This is a genomic window from Spirillospora sp. NPDC029432 (assembly GCF_040703975.1).
Lineage (GTDB): Bacteria > Actinomycetota > Actinomycetes > Streptosporangiales > Streptosporangiaceae > Spirillospora.
In genome coordinates this window covers 46,967-64,397 of sequence record NZ_JBEZWH010000013.1, presented here as the reverse complement: position 1 = coordinate 64,397, position 17,431 = coordinate 46,967, and the positions used below count along the sequence as shown (strand labels likewise).

The 17,431-nt window shown below is 74.6% G+C and carries 14 protein-coding genes; 10 read left to right on the top strand and 4 right to left on the bottom strand.

Translation table 11 applies throughout. The features are described 5' to 3' along the window. Positions 1–171: 171 nt before the first annotated feature. Positions 172–825 (bottom strand): zinc ABC transporter ATP-binding protein AztA, encoded by a 654-nt coding sequence (aztA, locus tag AB0881_RS13335; RefSeq protein WP_366616845.1) that lies wholly within the window; start codon positions 823–825, stop codon positions 172–174. A gap of 51 nt (positions 826–876) precedes the next feature. Here aztA and aztB point away from each other — a divergent pair, with 51 nt between their 5' ends. From aztB to AB0881_RS13295, 8 genes are all read left to right on the top strand, one after another. Continuing rightward, the gene (gene aztB / locus AB0881_RS13330) at positions 877–1,725 is read left to right on the top strand and encodes a zinc ABC transporter permease AztB (RefSeq protein ID WP_366616843.1); all 849 of its coding nucleotides are present in this window, start codon (positions 877–879) and stop codon (positions 1,723–1,725) included. Then, complete coding sequence (locus AB0881_RS13325; RefSeq protein ID WP_366616841.1) at positions 1,722–2,939, top strand: hypothetical protein; 1,218 nt, start codon at positions 1,722–1,724, stop codon at positions 2,937–2,939. The genes aztB and AB0881_RS13325 overlap by 4 nt, the downstream gene beginning before the upstream one ends. Next, the gene (aztC, locus tag AB0881_RS13320) at positions 2,936–3,853 is read left to right on the top strand and encodes a zinc ABC transporter substrate-binding protein AztC (RefSeq protein ID WP_366616839.1); all 918 of its coding nucleotides are present in this window, start codon (positions 2,936–2,938) and stop codon (positions 3,851–3,853) included. The genes AB0881_RS13325 and aztC overlap by 4 nt, the downstream gene beginning before the upstream one ends. A gap of 35 nt (positions 3,854–3,888) precedes the next feature. Continuing rightward, the gene (gene aztD / locus AB0881_RS13315; RefSeq protein ID WP_366616837.1) at positions 3,889–5,040 is read left to right on the top strand and encodes a zinc metallochaperone AztD; all 1,152 of its coding nucleotides are present in this window, start codon (positions 3,889–3,891) and stop codon (positions 5,038–5,040) included. 400 nt (positions 5,041–5,440) lie between these two features. After that, positions 5,441–6,478 (top strand): polyprenyl synthetase family protein, encoded by a 1,038-nt coding sequence (locus AB0881_RS13310; RefSeq protein WP_366616835.1) that lies wholly within the window; start codon positions 5,441–5,443, stop codon positions 6,476–6,478. A gap of 123 nt (positions 6,479–6,601) precedes the next feature. Then, positions 6,602–7,666: a hypothetical protein gene (locus tag AB0881_RS13305; RefSeq protein WP_366616834.1), complete on the top strand. Its 1,065-nt coding sequence runs from the start codon at positions 6,602–6,604 to the stop codon at positions 7,664–7,666. An 18-nt stretch (positions 7,667–7,684) separates the two neighbouring features. Further along, on the top strand, positions 7,685–8,314 hold the full coding sequence (locus tag AB0881_RS13300; RefSeq protein WP_366616833.1) for a hypothetical protein: 630 nt from the start codon (positions 7,685–7,687) through the stop codon (positions 8,312–8,314). An 18-nt stretch (positions 8,315–8,332) separates the two neighbouring features. Further along, positions 8,333–11,350, top strand: a complete 3,018-nt coding sequence (locus tag AB0881_RS13295) for an MMPL family transporter (protein ID WP_366616832.1) — start codon at positions 8,333–8,335, stop codon at positions 11,348–11,350. A gap of 714 nt (positions 11,351–12,064) precedes the next feature. On the opposite strand, the gene AB0881_RS13290 is transcribed toward AB0881_RS13295, so the two are convergent. Genes AB0881_RS13290 through AB0881_RS13280 form a run of 3 tightly spaced genes read right to left on the bottom strand, consistent with a single transcriptional unit; the run spans position 12,065 to position 16,037 of the window. Continuing rightward, a complete protein-coding gene (locus tag AB0881_RS13290) occupies positions 12,065–13,105 on the bottom strand; it encodes an SDR family oxidoreductase (protein ID WP_366616831.1) in 1,041 nt (346 codons plus the stop codon). Next, entirely contained in the window at positions 13,102–15,720 is a 2,619-nt protein-coding gene (locus AB0881_RS13285; RefSeq protein ID WP_366616830.1) for an MMPL family transporter, read from the bottom strand. Before AB0881_RS13285 ends, AB0881_RS13290 begins: the two co-directional genes overlap by 4 nt. A 44-nt stretch (positions 15,721–15,764) precedes the next feature. Next, entirely contained in the window at positions 15,765–16,037 is a 273-nt protein-coding gene (locus AB0881_RS13280; protein WP_366616829.1) for a hypothetical protein, read from the bottom strand. Positions 16,038–16,475: 438 nt separating this feature from the next. Between AB0881_RS13280 and AB0881_RS13275 the strand changes: the two genes are divergently transcribed. After that, the gene (locus AB0881_RS13275) at positions 16,476–16,745 is read left to right on the top strand and encodes a hypothetical protein (RefSeq protein WP_366616827.1); all 270 of its coding nucleotides are present in this window, start codon (positions 16,476–16,478) and stop codon (positions 16,743–16,745) included. Positions 16,746–16,775: 30 nt separating this feature from the next. After that, complete coding sequence (locus AB0881_RS13270) at positions 16,776–16,979, top strand: hypothetical protein (RefSeq protein WP_366616825.1); 204 nt, start codon at positions 16,776–16,778, stop codon at positions 16,977–16,979. Positions 16,980–17,431: the final 452 nt, after the last annotated feature.

Sequence of the window (17,431 nt, the reverse complement as noted above, 5' to 3'; positions counted from 1 at the left end):
GTGCCGTGCCTCAAGCTGATCACCGCGCCGCGGGCCGGGGCCCCTGCCGTCGGTCACCGGGCCGCCGGACCAAGGTCCCCGTTCCGGCGGGTCACCGGTCCCGGGCGGCCGGAGGGCCGGAGGGCCGGGGGCTGGGGGGCCGGGGGCTGGAGGGAGCGGAGCGCGGGGGCGTCAGCGCGCCGCGCTCGCGGACGGCGCGAGCCGGCCGTCCCGGAGGTGGAGGCGGTGGTCGGCGTGCCCGGCCGCGTCCGTCTCGTGCGTGGCGTGGACGACGGTCACGCCGCTCGCCGCCAGCTCGCCGAAGGCCTCCAGCACGTCCTCGCGCGCGCCGTGGTCGAGCCCGGCGGCGGGCTCGTCCAGCAGGAGCAGGTCCGACTCCTGGGCCAGCCCCTGGGCGAGCAGGACGCGCCGGTACTGGCCTCCCGACAGACGGGCGAGCTGCGTGCGGCCGAGGCCGGCGACGCCGGCGCGCTCCATGCAGGCGTCGACGGCGGCGCGGTCCGCGCGGGTGAGGCGCCGCCACGGGCCGCGGAGCGCCCAGCGGCCCATGGCGACCGCCTCCCGGACCGTCATCGGCAGCGCCGCGGGCGCCGGGGCGCTTTGGAAGACCATGGCGGGCGGCCGCGCGTGCCCGCGTTCCACGGTGCCCGCCGACGGGGCCAGCGTCCCGGCGAGCACGCCCAGCAGCGTCGACTTGCCCGAGCCGTTGTGCCCGGTCAGCGCGGTGACCCGCGCCCGCGGGACCGCCGCGGTGATGCCGTGCAGGACCGTCGTGGAGCCGTAGCCCGCGCGTACCCCGTCAAGCCTGATCGCCGTTCCGTCCACCGACACCCCTCTCTTGCAAACGATAACGGTTTTCATTATACGATGCCCGCCATGGAGTGGCTGTTTGCCCCATTTGGGGTCTCTTTTGTGGAACGGGCGCTCTGGGCCGGTCTGCTGGTGTCGGGGATCTGCGCCCTTGCCGGGACGTGGCTCGTCCTGCGCGGCATGGCGTTCCTCGGCGACGCGATGTCGCACGGGATGCTGCCCGGCGTCGCCGCCGCCTCCCTGCTCGGCGGCAACCTGATGCTCGGCGCCGCGCTCAGCGCGGCGGCGATGGCGCTGGGCGTCACCGCGGTGGCCCGGTCGCGGCGGCTGTCCCAGGACACCGCCATCGGCCTGCTGTTCGCCGGGATGCTCGCCGCCGGGGTGATCATCGTGTCCCGGTCGCGGAGCTTCGCGGTGGACCTGACCGCGTTCCTGTTCGGCGACGTGCTCGCCGTACGGCCGCGCGACCTGGCCGTGCTCGCGGCGGCGCTGGCCGCGGCGGCCGTCATCGCCGCCGCCGGGCACCGCGCGTTCACCGCGCTGGCCTTCGACCCGCGCAAGGCCGCGACCCTCGGGCTGCGCCCCCGCCTCGCGCAGGCGGCGCTGCTGGCCCTGCTCACCCTCGCGCTCACCGCCTCGTTCCACGTCGTCGGGACGCTGCTGGTGTTCGGCCTGCTGGTCGCGCCGCCCGCCGCGGCGGTGCTGTGGGCGCGCGGCGTCCCGGCGGTGATGGCCGGCGCCGCGCTGCTCGGCGCGCTGTCGACGGTCGCCGGCCTGCTGCTGTCGTGGCACCTGCGCACCGCCGCCGGCGCGACCATCACCGCGACCGCCGTCGCCCTGTTCTTCGTGTCCGCGCTGGCCGCGCACGTCCGCGACCGCGCCCGCCCCCAGGCCCTGGAAGGAGCCGCCCGATGAACCCCCCAGACCGGAATCCCGCCCGCGCCCGCCCGCGGGCGCGGCGCGGGCTGCCGATCCTCGCCGCCGGGGCGGCGGTGGCGCTGCTGGCCGCGTGCGGCGGCTCGGGCGACGGCTCGGACGGGACGGGAGCGGCGGCGGAGCCCGTACCGCACGGGTACGTCGAGGGCGCCGAGGAGGCGGGCGAGGCGCAGTGGCGGCTCGTCCTGGCGGAGGCGGGCGGCGGCAGGGTCCGCGCCCTCGACCCCGCCACCGAGAAGGTCACCGAGATCGGCACCGTGGACGGCCTCACCGGCATCGCCACCGACGGCCGCTTCGCGTACCTCGCCACCGCTGGCGGCGTGCGGATCGCCGACACCGGCGTGTGGACGGTCGACCACGGCGACCACGTGCACTACTACCGCGCGCGGGCGGGCGTCGTCGGCGACCTCGCCGGCGCGGGCGCCGACACCGTCGCCGGGGACGCCGCGCGCACGGCGCTGGCCGCGCCCGGCGGCGTCCGGGTGCTGGACCGCGAGGCCCTCGGCAAGGGCGAGATCCGGCAGGCCGCGAGCATCACCGGCCGAACGGCGCTGCCCTACGGCGAGCGGCTGCTGGTCCCCTCCGGGGACGGCGGGCGGGTCGCGGTGCACGACCGCTCCGGCCGGCGGGTGTCGGAGCTGCCCGAGCCGTGCCCCGAACCCCGCGGGCAGGCGGTGACGCGGCGCGGCGCCGTCCTCGGCTGCGCGGACGGGGCGCTGCTGGTGACCGGCGACGGCGGCCGGTTCGCCGCGGAGAAGATCGCGTACCCGGGCACGGTCCCCGCCGGCGAGCGCGCCGGGCGGTTCCACCACCGGCCCGGGGCCGCCGTGCTGGCGGCCGCCGCCGGGGACGACGGCGCCTGGGTCCTCGACCTGGCCGCGAAGGAGTGGCACCGCGTCGGCTCCGGGCCCGCCGCGGCCGTGAACGCGGTGGGCGAGGACGCGCCCGTCCTGGTGCTCGGCGAGGACGGCACCCTGAGCTCGTACGACGCGGAGACCGGGAAGCGGCTCACCTCCCGGCGGCTGCTGAAGGACACCCGGAACGCGGTCATCCAGGTCGACACCGCGCGGGCCTACGTCAACGACCCGGCCGGCCGGGCCGTCCACGAGATCGACTACGCCGACGACCTGCGCGAGGCCCGGACGTTCGACCTCGGGTTCGCCCCCGCCCACATGGTGGAGACGGGCTGGTGAGGGCGCGGCTGCTCGCGGCACTGGCCGCGCTGTGCCTCGCGCTCCCGCTCGCCGGCTGCGCCGGCGAGGGCGCGGACCGGACCGGCGTCGTCGTCACCACCGACATCCTCGGCGACATCACCCGCAACATCGTCGGCGACCAGGCCGAGGTGACCGTGCTGATGCGGCCGGGGACCGACCCCCACTCGTTCGCGATCTCCGCCCGGCAGGCCGCCCGCCTCGAGGACGCCGCGCTGCTCGTCCACAACGGCCTCGGCCTGGAGGAGGGCGTCGCGCGCCACGTCCAGGCGGCGGAGCGGCAGGGCACGGCGACGCTGGCCGTGGGGGAGGGCGTCGACCCGATCCGGTACACCAGCGGGAAGACCGCGCGGATGCCCGACCCGCACTTCTGGACCGATCCCGTCCGCGCGGCCAAGGCCGTCGACCTGATCGCGGAGCGGGTGGTGCGGCGCGTCGCCGGCGTCGACGCCGCGAAGGTGCGCGCGAACGCGGCCGCGTACCGCGCCCGGGTCGAGGCGCTCGACGGCGAGATGCGCGGCCGGTTCGGCGCGATCCCGGCCGCGCGCCGCAAGCTCGTCACCGACCACCACGTGTTCGGCTACCTGGCCGGGCGGTACGGGTTCGAGGTCGTCGGGGCCGTGATCCCGAGCGGTACCACGCTGGCCTCGCCCAGCGGCGCGGACCTGGAGTCGCTGGCCGGCGCGGTCCGCCGGGCCGGTGTCCGGGCGGTCTTCGCCGACTCGGCCCGGCCCGCCCGGCTGGCCGAGGTGATGGTCAAGGAGACCGGGCTGGCCATCACGATCGTCGCGCTGCACGGCGAGACGCTCACCGGCCCGGACGGCGACGCCCCCACGTACCTGCGGATGATGCGCGCCAACACCGGCGCCATCGCCTCCGCGCTGTCGGGCCAATGACCGGGAAACACAGGAAACAGGAAGCAGGAGAACCCATGTCCCGTATCAAGGCGGCCGCGCTCCCCATGGCGCTGGCGCTGGGCCTCACGCTCACCGCGTGCGGCCAGGAGGAGCCGCGCCCGGCCGCGCAGCCGAAGACCCAGGTCAAGGAGCCGCTCGTCGCCACCTACGACGGCGGCCTGTACGTCCTGGACGGCACGACGCTGAAGGTCGCCGCGACCCTCCCGCTCCCCGGGTTCAACCGGGTCAACGCGGCGGGGAACGGCCGCCACGCGCTCGTCTCCACGTCCACCGGCTTCCGCGTCCTCGACGCGGCCGGCGCCCGGCTCACCGACGACGAGTTCGCCGCGCCGAAGCCCGGCCACGTCGTGCGGCACGCGGGGCGTACCGTCCTGTTCTCGGACGGCACGGGCAAGGTGACCGCGTTCGACCCGAAGCAGCTCGGCGGCGAGGGGCTGCCGCAGGCGGCCACGCACACCACCGAGCACGCCCACCACGGCGTCGCGATCGAGCTGTCGAACGGCGAGCTGGTGGTCACGCTCGGGGACGAGGAGAAGCGGCCCGGCATCCAGGTGCTCGGCAAGGACCGCAAGGAGATCGCACGCAACGAGGACTGCCCCGGCGTGCACGGCGAGGCCACCGCCCAGGACGAGGCCGTGATAATCGGCTGCGAGACCGGCGCCCTGCTTTACAAGGACGGGAAGATCACCAAGATCGACTCGCCCGACCCGTACGGGCGCATCGGCAACCAGGCGGGGCACGAGGAGTCCCCGATCGTCCTGGGCGACTACAAGACCGACCCGGACGCCGAGCTCGAACGGCCCGAGCGGGTGTCGCTGATCGACACCCGTACCGGCAAGCTGAAGCTGGTCGACCTCGGGACGAGCTACACGTTCCGGTCGCTGGGGCGCGGCCCGCACGGTGAGGCCCTCGTGCTCGGGACCGACGGGGCCGTCCACGTCATCGACCCCGAGACCGGGAAGGTCACCCGGCGGATCGAGGTCCTCGGCGAATGGAGCGAGCCGCTCGAATGGCAGCAGGCGCGGCCCGCCCTCCACGTGCGCGACCACACCGCGTACGTCACCGACCCGGCGGCCCGGAAGGTGCACGCCGTCGACATCGAGTCGGGGAAGGTGACGCTGACCGCGACGCTGCCGCAGGCGCCCAACGAGCTCACCGGAGTCTGAGCTCCGGGCGCACCCGCGCCGGGCTCGAACCGGCCGCGGCCGGAGATACGGAATAGAGCGGGAAGTTATCGCGAAGGTGGCGGGAAGGCGCCCGATTCCGCATTTTCTCCGGCCGCGGCCCGCAATTGCCGCATCGTCGTCCCAGGGCCTGCAAAATGGACGGCCCGCGTGCGGAAGTTCGCCGATACCGCCGCGCCATATTCGGCTGGCCTGCGGCGCCGCAGCGGCTCCCGGTACCTGCGGCTTCGTTCCCCGATGCCGGTCCAAGCCGCGCGTTCGTGCTATTTCCGGCGGCCCGCCGAACGTTTCGCGCCGCCGCCGCCCGGCAATTTCTCCGAACGCCCCGACGGCCCGCGCGCGAGCGCGCCCGGGACCCGGACCCAGCGATCAGGAGCGGCGGATGAACATGCGGACGGCGAACGGCGCGGCGGCGGACACCCTGTCCCGGTGCCGCGAACTGGTGTGGCCGGCGCTGCGCGCGGCGGTGGCCACCCTCGACCCGCGGCTGGAGGCGATGTCGGGGTTCACCCTGGGCTGGCGCGACGCCGGCGGCGCGTTCGTCCCGGACGGCGGTGGCAAGGGGCTGCGGCCGGCCCTGGCCGTGCTCGGCGCCCGCGCCGCGGGCGCGCCCCCCGAGACCGGCGTGCCCGGCGCCGTCGCCGTCGAGCTGGTGCACGTCTTCTCCCTCGTGCACGACGACATCATGGACGGCGACGAGCGGCGCCGGCACCGGCCCACCGCATGGAAGGCCTACGGCGTCGGGCCGGCGCTGCTGACCGGCGACGCGCTGCTGGCCCTGGCGCTGGAGACGCTCGCCTCCTCCCCGGGCGACGAGCGCGCCGAGGCGTCCCGGCTGCTGTGCGGCGCGCTGATGGAACTGGTCGGCGGCCAGGCGGCCGACGTGTCGTTCGAGACCCGGCCGTGGACGGGGACCGGCGCCGTGACGGTCGAGGAGTACCGGGACATGGCCGTCCGCAAGACCGGCGCGCTGCTCGGCTGCTCCGCCGCGATCGGCGCGGTGCTCGCCGGCGCCCCCGCGGCGGTGGCCGGCGGCCTCGCCGAGGCGGGCCGCCACCTCGGCCTCGCGTTCCAGATGGTGGACGACGTCCTCGGCATCTGGGGCGACCCCGACGTCACCGGGAAACCCGTCCACAGCGACCTGCGCCGCCGGAAGAAGACGCTGCCCGTCCTGGCGGCGCTGGCCGCGCCCGTGGCGGACGCCCGGCTGGTGGACCTGCTGGACCGCGCGCGCGACGAGGACGACCTGCGCCGTACGGCGGAGCTCATCGCCGCCGCGGGCGGCCGCGACGCCGCCGAGGACCTCGCCCGCCGCCACCTGGACACCGCCCTGGCCACGCTGGCCGGGCTCGACCTGGACGCCGCCGCGACGGCCGAGCTCGTGGCGCTCGCGGAGTTCCTGGCGGACCGCAGCAGCTGACCCCTCGGGCAAACCTGCGGACTGCCTTCCGCTAACTCAGGGTCATGAGCTATGACTCTATGTAATAATCGGTTCGGCGAAGCGTCATGGCCGAGCAGATCCCCGCACCCCGACAGGAGCCCGATGAGCATAGGACCGCCCCTGGAAGTGCCGCCGGTCTACTGCCCCGTGGAGCCCGCCATCCATCCCCGTGTGGAGGTGATCGAGCGCCGGGCCGTGGAGTGGCTCGACCGCGTCCGCCTCTACCAGGACGACACCGACCGCCGGCGGGTGATCGGCACCAACAGCGCCGAGTTCTACGCGCGCTTCGCCCCGTACGGCCCCGAGCTCAACGTCCAGATGGCCGCGCACTGGGTCTACTGGGGCTTCGTCTTCGACGACAGCCGGTGCGACACCGGCCCGATCGCCGCCCGCCCGGAGCGCTTCCTGGCCATGGCCGGTCCCATCCAGCGGGCCCTGGAGGCGCCGTCCGCGCCGATGGGCGACGATCCGCTGCTGGTCGCCCTCCAGGACATCGGGCGCTCGTTCCAGGAGTGCGCCACGCCCGTCCAGGTCCGCCGGTTCTGCGAGGCGCACCGCGCCTGGCTGTTCGCGGTCGCCTGGCAGATCGCCAACCAGCGCCGCGGCCACATGCCCGACCTGGCCGCCTACACCGCCATGCGGCTGCACAGCGCGGGCGGCGCCCCCACGCTGGCGATGCTGGAGATCGCCAACGCCGCCGAGGTGCCGGCCCGCGAGCACGACTCGCCCGCCGTCCGCGCCCTGACCGAGATGGCCATCCTCATCGCCTCCTGGGACAACGACCTCTACTCGTACCACCGCGAGCGGCACACCCAGGACAGGGCGCAGAACATCGTCAACGTCCTGGCCCACCACGAGGGCCTCGCCCACGAGGAGGCGATGGCGCGGGCGGTCGGCCTGCGCGACCGCGTGATGCGGCGCTTCCTGCTGCTGCGCGAGGCCGCCCGCCCCGGCGCGAGCGAGGAGCTGCGGCTCTACCTGACCTGCCTCGGGCACGCCGTCCGCGGCAACCTCGACTGGGCCATGCGGGCCCCGCGCTACCACGGCATGGAGCTCGAGGACACCACGCCCGGCGCGCAGAGCTGCGTCGACCGCCCGTCCGACGAGAGCGCCGAGCCGCTGCCCATCGCGGCCATCGCCTGGTGGTGGGACCGCCTGATCCCCTGACAACCGAAAAGGACGTTCATGCTGCCAACGGGACCGGCGGCCGGCTCCGACCTGGCGTCGGACGTGGCCCCCTCCTGCGCCGCCATCATCACGACCTGCGGTTTCCTGGTCGCGCTGTGGGTCTTCGCCCGCGAGATGCGCCGGACCGAGGTCCGCCTGCGCGGCGAGCGCGAGGAGGTCGAGCGGCGGCTGCGCGAGGAGTACGCGCAGGTCCGCGACAGGCAGGGCCGCGACCTCCTCATCGACCAGCTCCGCCGGGTCGGCGACCTGTACGCCGAGTACCTCGCCGCCGACGAGGCCGGCGCCATCGGCCGCCGCGCGCTCGCGCTCCAGCGCCTGCGGGTCCACCTGCCCGCCGTGCCCGGCCGCTACTGCTCGCTGCTCAAGCTGCGCTTCGACATCGGGCAGGGCGCCGAGTCCGAGCGGGAGGTGGCCCGCCGGTTCGCCCGCCACGACCGGCTGCCGTCGCCGGACCGGGTGAGCCCCGACTGGATCTACGAGGAGTTCACCCAGAACATCCGCGAGCTCATGGGCCCCATCGACCTGCCGCGGCCCCGCCGCGACCCGCCCGGCGAGTCCCTGATCGGCGACCTGCTGCGCGGGCTCGGCCGGTCCCGCAGGTCCAGGCCGTCCCAGAACGTCCCGTAGCCACCCGCCAGGAGGGCCATGCTGTCGTTACGGCGGGGCCGCCGCCCCGGCCGCCTGCTGGGCGGGTTCGGCCGGCTGTGCGCCCGGCACCGCGGCCCCGTCCTGGGACTCGCCGCCGCCGCGGCACTGCTCCTGGGCCTGGCCGCCAACGGAGTGTCCGACCACCTCTCCAACGGCGGCTACACCGCCGGCGGCACCCAGTCCGCCCGCGCCGACCGCCTGCTCTCCCAGCGCTTCGAGACGCGCCCCCCGGACCTGATCCTCATGGTCCGCACCGGGGGACACGTCGACGACGACGAGACCGCCGAACGCGGGCGGCGGCTGACCCGCCTGCTGGCCGCCCGGCCCGGCGTGAAGAGCGTCCGCTCGTACTGGAGCCCGCACTCCGCCGACCTCCGCTCCCGCGACCGGCGGTCCGCGCTCATCGCGATCGTCCTCACCGGCGACGACGCGCGCGCCACCCGCACCGCCGAACGCCTCGTCCCCCGAGCCGCCGAGATGGCCCGCCCGTTCACCGTCCAGGCGGCCGGCCCCGCCTGGACCAACGTCCGCTTCATCGAGCAGGGCAAGGAGGACCAGCGGCGCGCGGAGCTCATCGTCGTCCCGATCACGATCCTGATCCTGCTGGCGACCTTCGGCTCGGTGTACGCGGCGATGCTGCCCGCCGTCGTCGGTGCCCTCGGCGTCATCGCGACCCTCGCGGCCATGCGCTTACTGGCGAAGGCCATGTCCGTCTCGGTGCTCGTCCCCAACCTCGCCACCGCGATCGGCTTCGGCCTCGCGATCGACTACAGCCTGTTCCTCGTCACCCGCTACCGCGAGGAGCTCGCCCGCGGCCTGACCGTACCCGCCGCCCTCGAACGCGCCATGGCCACCGCGGGCCGCACCGTCCTGTTCTCCGCGGTCACCGTGACGGTCGCCCTCTCCGGCCTCCTGGCCTTCCCGCTCCCCGCCCTGCGCTCCCTGGCCTGCAGCGCGATGACGGTCGTCCTGATGGCCGCCGCCGCGGCCCTCCTAGTCCTCCCGGCCCTGCTCGCCCTCATCGGCACCCGCATCAACCACCACGACGTCTTCGCCCGCCTCCGCCGCCACCCCCCACGCCGCCGCCCGCCCGTCCTCCTGGGCGGCACCCTGATCCTGACCGCCCTCCTCCTGACCCCCACCCTCACCCGAGCAGCAAGATCCCTCCTGAACAGAACAACCCCACCCACCCCAGCCCGACCCACTCCCACCTCTCCTCCACCCGCGCGCGTCGACCGCTTTCCGTTAGCCGCGTCCCGCTCCACCAGGCCGGGCCGAGCCTTCCCACCCACCCCATCCCGGCCCACTCCCACCTCTGTTCCGCCTGCGCGTGGCCGCCGCTTCTCCTTCGCCAGGTTCCGTTCCACCAGTCCGGAGCGAGCGTTCCCGCCCACCCCAGCCGGGCTCGGTCCTGCCTCGGCTCCACCGGTGCGGGGTGGCCGCTTCTCCTTCGCCAGGTTCCCTTCCACCAGGCCGAGCCGAGCGTTCGCGTCCGCCCCAGCCGGGCCCGCTCCTGCCTCGGCTCCACTCGCGCGTGGCCGCCGCTTCCCCTTCGCCGCGTTCCGCTCCGCTAAGCCGGACCGAGCGACGCCGCGCAGCAGAAACCTCGCTCCCTCCATCCCTGAACGGTCCTCGTCAGGCTTCCGGTTCTCGCTCTCCAAGCTCCGCTTGGGCGGGTCCTCGGGGGCAGGTCGGGCGGCGGCGCCCACAAGGAACACGCAGGCCGCCCGTGGCTCGCGGTGGCACGCGCTCGACGGGCGGTCACGCGGGCGGTTCGCCGTCAGCGGGGCGGTTTTCGGCACGCCCCTGGCGGGATTGTCGGTGCGGAACGTGCTGAGGTTCCGGCGGGCGGCCGCGTCCCCGTACGAGGTGGACAGCCCCGTCTGGCGGCGTGTCGCCGAAGTGGTGACGCGCCGACCGGTCCTCCTAGGCGGCGGCTGCGCGCTCGTCCTCGTCCTGCTCGCGCTGCCGTTCGGGCATGCGCGCTTCGGGCTCACCGACGAACGCATCCTGCCCGCCCACGTTGACGCGCACGCGGTCGCCGACCGCATCGGCCGCGACTTCGCCGAGCCGATGGGGCGCGGCCTGACCGTCGTCCTCCCGTCCACACCCTGCCGTTCCCATCTCGACCGCTACGCCCGGCGGCTCTCCGCCCAACCCCACGTCATCTCGGTGAAGACGACCAGCGGCCACTACGTGCGCGAGCGCCGCAAAGGCAACGCGCCCGGCCGTTACGCCGCCAAAGGTGCGGTGAGACTCCACATCGCCAGCGACGTCGACCCCCAGTCGGCCGAAGGCAAACGCCTCGTCGAACGCGTCCGCGCCGTCCACGCGCCCGGCCGCCGCCACGTGACGGGCGCCGCGGCGCAGTCGCTCGACACCCTCCACGTCATGGAACGCGCACTTCCCAAGGCCCTGGCGATCATCGGCGGCTCCACGTTCATCCTGCTCTTCCTCTTCACCGGAGGCCTGCTGGTCTCCCTCAAGGCACTCCTGCTCGGCGCCCTCAGCCTCACGGCCAGCTTCGGCGCCATCGTCTGGATCTTCCAGGACGGCCATGCCAAGGACCTCGTCGGCGGCTTCACCGAGACCGGACGCCTGGACGCGATGACCCTCCTGCTGGCCTTCACGATCGCGTTCGGCCTGTCCATCGACTACGAGGTCTTCCTGCTGTCCCGGATCAAGGAGCTGTACGCCGCCACCGGCCGGCACACCGCGTCGATCATCACCGGCATCGCCCGCACCGGCCGCCTCGTCACCGCCGCCGCACTGGTCGTGGCCATCTCGATGGGCGCCCTGGTCACCTCCTCCAACACCGTCCTGAAGATGAACGGCCTGGGCCTGGCCCTCGCCGTCCTCGTAGACGCCACCCTGGTACGCGGACTCCTGGTCCCCGCCTTCATGCAGCTGACCGGCCCCGCCAACTGGTGGTCCCCCCGCCCCCTGGCCCGCCTCCACAACCGCAGTCCCTTGGCGGAATCCGCCGGCCCCCGACTCCCTCTCCACCACCCATGACCCGCCATCACACAACCCGAGCCAACCCCGCGCGAACCACCCCCGACGTGCACCGCCCGCGAGGGCCTGAGATGGAGGGCGTTCGCAGGTACCACGGCGCCATGTGCCTCAAGTCGGCCGACCGGTTCGCCCCAGCCCTACGCCGAGGCCGGCGTACATGAGTTCCCCCGTCCGTGTGGACGGGATACCGGTCCGGCTGAACGGGTGGGGCGGAACTCTGGGTGCGCCACTCGGCCTCGTGGGGTGCCGTGCCGGCCCGCGTCACCGACATCGGTGACGTGGACATCTATTCAGAGCGTTGTCCCGGTGGGGGCGTCACCGGGCACACCGTTTTCGGCACGGTCGGCGGCAAGGCGACACCGTCCCCCGGGCTGTTGGTCCTGCGCGTGCGCGACGGCCCGATCGTGCACGCCGCGCCTACATGGACGCGACGTTGGTCAGGCGGTTGAGGCGCCGCCTGCTCGCGCGTCTGAGGCGGATCACCGCGAACGGTGCCAATGAACGGGATGCACAGGCACTCAAGCGATCACGGAGCCCGTGAACGTCCCGACCGTCGCCGACGGCTTCACCGGCACCGCCCCGCAGGCTCTGGCGCAAGCCGCCGAGGCGCGCGGAAAGGGGCAGGGGACGCCGCCGACTTGAGGAAGTGCCCCCAATTGCCTTGGGGAAAGGGTGTTGTGGCTATTCATGGGGGTCGTTCTGGCGCGTGTCGAGTCAGTCGGCGTGGGATGGGGTGAGTTTTCGGGAGCGGCCGGCGCCGCACTCGATGAGGTGGGTGACCAGGGCGCGGTAGGCGTTCTCTACGGCCGTGGGGGTCAGGGGAGGGGGACCCGAGGGGAGGCGGCCGAGGCAGGTCGGGAACGGGTCCACCTCGTCCAGCAGGTGGACGAGCGCCAAGAGGCTGTGAAGGTGGCGGGCGCCGGGGGCGGTGGAGTCGCGGTCCGCGAGGCGGGCGGCGGTACGGGGTGGTACGAGCCGGTACGGGGTGAAGTCGAGCCCGAGGTCGCGGGCGGTGTCCCGGGTGAGATCGAGCGCGCGCGGCAGCGAGAGGGCCGCGTCTCCGCCGGTCAGCCAGTACTCGCCCGTGTCGATGTCCGAGTCGACGAGGGCGGCGAGGGCCGCGGCGGCGATGTCGCGGGGGATGAGGTCGAAGCGGGTGCGCGCGGAGCCGGGCAGCAGCGCGGGGAGGTCGCCGTTGAGGGCCGCCTGGGCCATGAGGAACAGGCCCTGCGGGCGCGGCGACCAGCCGGTCTCGGAGTCGCCGATCACGATGGAGGGGCGGGCGATGACGGCGGGAAGGCCCGAGCGGCGGACGTGGTGTTCGGCCTCCACCTTGGAGTCGATGTAGGCGCGGGACGTCTCCAGGCCCGGGAGCGCGTCGCCCGCGGAACGGGCGGCCTGCTCGGCGCGGGCGACGAACGCGGTGGAGACGTGGACGAGGCGGGCGCCCGCGTCGCGGGTGAACGCCAGGATGTTCTGCGTACCGCGCACGTTGGTGTCGCCGGTGCGTTCGGCGGGCGTCGCGAAGTCGGTCACCGCCGCGCAGTGGACGACGGTGTCGACCAGCTCGGTCATCCACTGGTACGTGCCCGCGTCGAGGCCGAGGAGCGGGAGGGCGACGTCGCCGCGGACGGACGGGCCGGAGCACTGGCCGCGGTGCGTCATCGAGATCACGCGGTGGCCCTGGAGCCGGGGCAGCAGGGCGCTGCCGAGCACGCCGGTGGCGCCGGTGAGCAGAACGTTCCGTACGGTCATCTGTCCTCCTTGTGGCGGTGCACGGTCGGTGGTGTGGAACGCCGGGGGCTCGCGCGGGCGGGGAACGCCGCGGAGCGGCGCCGGCGGCGCCGGGCCGAGGCGGCCGTGAGCCAGCGGCGGGCGCGGGACGGGTAGGCGAGTTCGGGTTCGGTGAGGCCGATGCGGTCGTGCAGCCGGGCCAGCGGTGCGGGCGCCCACCAGTTGGCCGGTCCGGTGAGCCGCATGAAGGCGGGGACGAGCAGCCCGCGGACGAGGGTGGCGTCCACCAGCACCGCGAGCGCGATCCCGAATCCGGTCACCTTCAGGATGGTGTTGCCCGAGGTGATGAGGATGCCGATCGAGAGCGCCACGGCCAGCGCGGCGACCGTGACGAGCCGGCCGGTCCGCGCGATTCCGGTGACGATGGCGCCGGTGTGGTCGCCGGTCGCCCGGTGGTGCTCCTTGATCCGGGAGAGCAGGAAGACCTCGTAGTCGACCGACAGGCCGAAGGCGACGGTGACGGCGAGCAGGAGCGACATCGTCTCCAGGTGGCCGGTGACCGTGAGGTCGCCCGCGAGTTCGCGCAGATGGCCGTGCTGGAAGACGGCGACGATGGCGCCGCAGCTCGCGGTGAGGCTCAGCGCGCCGAGCACCACCGCCTTGACCGCCACCAGGAGGCCGCCGGTGAACAGGAACAGCAGGACCAGCGTGCCGCCCGAGGCGACCGCGGCGGCCGCGGGCAGCGCGTCGCCGATGGCGGCGACGGTGTCGGCTGCCTGCGCGGTCCGTCCCGTGATCAGGCGTTCCCCCGGCGGATCGACCGCGCGGACGCGGTCGAGCAGGCGCCCGGCCGGCTCGGACTGGGAGCCGTACCGCCCGGAGAGGGTGAGGAGCGTCGCGCCGTGCGCCGCGTACCGGCCCGCCTGCTCGGGGGCCGCCGGCGGCGCGGGCCGCCCGCCGCCGGGGTAGGCGCCCGTCACGGTTCGGACGACCACGACGCCGGGGAGGGCGGCGAGGCTGCGCGCGTAACGGTCGATCTCGGCGCGCTCGGCCGGGCGGGACGGGTCCTGCCGCGGGAGCACCACCTTGATCTCGCGGTCGACGGGGTGCGCGAACTCGCGGGCGATGTGCCGTGCCGTGGCGTGCGACTCGGCGCTCGCGGGGAGCACCCGCTCGTCGGCGATGCCGAAGCGGGCGTCCAGGAAGGGAACGGCCAGCACCAGGAGGACGATCACGCAGGTTCCGCCGAGGAGGACCGGCGCCCGGGTGGCGGCGGTGGCGATGCGGCGCCAGGCGCGGCTCTCGGCCTGGGCCGGGTCGCGGGGCGGATCGTGCCGGGACGCGGGCTGCCGCGGCCTGCGGCGTGCAGAGGGCCCCACCAGGAACGCACCGGTTAAGAGGACGCCGGTGAGCAGGCCGGCGGATGCCCGTACCCGTCCCCGTCCGGAAACCGCCGTGCCGCCGGCGCGGGAGGCCAGGGACGCGGCCGAGGCCATGGCGAGCAGTCCGAGCACCGCCGCGCCCCGCGGCCTGGCGGGCCGCGCCGGGGACGCCTGCGGCGCGGGGCGGCGCGGGCGCGTGAACGGGTCCCAGTGGACGAGGGGACCGGCGGCGGCGAGCATCGGCGGCACCATCAGCAGCGTGACGGCGGCGGCGAGCAGCACGACCGCGATCGCCGCCCAGGCCAGCGAGCGCAGCCCTTCGACGGGGAAGACCAGCAGGCTCGACGTGGCCAGCGCCACGGTGAGCGCCGAGAACAGCACGGTCCGCCCGGCGGTGCTCATGCTGCGCTGCACGGCGTACTCGGCGGGCACGCCGCGCGCCAGCTCCTCGCGGTGGCGGCTGACCAGGAACAGGCTGTAGTCGATCGCGAGCCCGAAGCCCATCGCGGTCGTCAGGTTCGGCGCGAACACCGACACGGGCATCACGTTCGCCAGCAGCCGGAGGACGGCCAGGGTGCACACGATGACCACGCCGCCGATGACGACCGGGCACAGCGCCACGAACGCGGAGCGGAACGCGACCAGCAGGATCACCGCCGCCAGCGGCACGATGAGGATCTCGGACCGGTGCAGGTCCTCGCGGCACTGCCGGACGGTCTGCACGTTGGACCAGACCGGGCCGGTGGCCGACACGGCGAGCGGCCGGAACCCGCGGTCCACCGCGGGGACGAGCCGTTCGGCCGTGCGCGCGGCGGCGTCGTCGTCGCCGGCGAGGTCGACCGTGAGCAGCGCGGTCCGGTGGCCGGTGCCGCGCAGGTCGGGGGAGCGGGACGTCCAGTACGACTGGACGCCCGCGACACCGGGGTGGGCCGCCACCGCGCGGGTGAGCGCGCCGCCGGCCGCCGCCGCCCGCGGCGAGTCGACCGGCTCCGGGGAGGCCGCCCTCAGCACCAGGTCGGGCGGCTTGGCGCTGAAGTGCCGCGACAGCAGCGCGTCGGCGCGCGCGGCCTCGGTGCCGCGGGCGGTGAACCCGCCGTTGGACAGCCGGTCCTGGAGGTCGAGCGAGAGGAGCCCGAACAGCAGGGCCAGCACGCCGGTGGCGCCCAGTACCCGGCGGCGGTGGGCCATGGCCCAGACGGCGAGGCCGGCGAGGTGGCCCTCCGGCCGCAGCCCCCGTTTTCGTCTGCCGAGCACTGGACGCCTCCCGTCGGTCGTACCGGACCCGATCCGCCTGGCGGTCAGTCCCGGTCGTACCGGCCGGAGCGGGTGAACAGGGCGTAGCCGTCGCGCCTCTCGACGCAGCGGTAGTCCCGCGCCTCACCGAAGATCATGAGCAGCTCGCCCGCCTTCTCGCACACCGGCTCGGTGCCGAAGGTGTCGACGTAGCGCCAGCGCTGCCACGGACCGTGCTCGGCGGCCTGCGCGGCCGACAGCGGCGCCACGGCGCACAGGGCGGTGAACGCCGCGACGGCCGCCGCCCGGCGGCCACTCCTGCCGAAACTTCTGGACATGCGAGAACTCCCTGGTCATGGGGGACATGAGGAGCGGGCCGCGGCATGCGGAACCCCGGCGGGGATCGCGCCCCGGCCCGGAACCACGCTTTACCGCTCCGCTACGCATGGTAGCGAAGAAATTACCTAAGGCAATGGCCGGGAAGCTCTGAGTGACCGCCGCGATGCGCCGCAAGCCCGGCCCGCCGGCCCAGCTGATCGCATCGAGTCCGTGAAGGCGCAGGTCAGGTACTCGGATGCGGGACGACCTGGCTGGAAGGTAAGTCCACCGTCCGGCTGTGGGCAGCCTCATCCTCCCATCCAAATCATTACCTAAAGTATTGGATCAACTACGATACGTATCGGCAGGGCAAAGGGTCCCGGCGTGCCCACATGCGTACGGGAGCGGAACGGACCGCCGCCCCCCCGATCCGGACTACGGCAGGAAAGGCAGGAACCATGACCGAGTCGAAGCCCGGAAACCGGGGACCGCGGGCCGTCCGCCGCACGGCCGCCGCCCTGGCCGCGGTGGCCGTCACGTCGTTCCCGCACACCGCGCACGCCGCGGGCCCCGAGGGGCAGGGCTGGGACTTCGTGGCCGGCTTCGACGGCGCGCGACTCTGCGACGCGGCCGGCGAGGCCCTGTGGTGGAGCGGAGAGATCCGCCAGTTCTCCTGCATCCCGAGGAGCGGCGGTTTCTCCCTGTTCGTGAAACGGCCCCGCCACTGAATGAGATCATCACTCGAAAGGAACATCCTCGTGAAAATCCTGTTCGCCCGTACCGCCGTGTTCGCCGCGATGGCCGCCGCCGTACTCCTGGGCGGAACGCCCGCGAACGCGGCCACCGCGCCCTCCGCCTCCTCGTACAGCCACGGCGACGAAGACGGCATCGTGGACTGGTGGGAGCAGTTCTGGTTCGGCGACCGCGACGACGACGGCGGCGGCCTGTTCAACCGGTCCTAGGCCGCATCCCGCGGGTCCGCCCGCGGCGCTCGCCCGGCGGCTGTGCCCAGGACGGTCCGGCTCATGACGGACCGGCCCGTGCCACGCGCCCAGCGCGGTTCGCGCCGCGACCGGGCCTGCGACGCGACGTACCTCCACCCCCTGCCCGGGGAGGCTCGCTTCGGCAGGCCCTCCCCGGGCAGAGCGACTTGCGGCCCCGCTCATCACCCTGAGCAGGCCCGCCGCCCCGCCGAGCCCGCCACCTCGCCGCCCCGCCGAGCCCGCCGGTCGAGCCCGCCGGTCGAGACGAAGCCGGTCGAGACGAAGCCGCTGACGACGGCACGCGATCCCCCCGACGACTCGGATCGGAACCGGCGGCGTCCACCCGCAGGCCCCGGCCGCACGTGCTCGGCGGCATCGCCCGTTGCGCGCCGCCCGCCGGCCGGGCTGTGGTGTCCACTTCCACCGCGCTG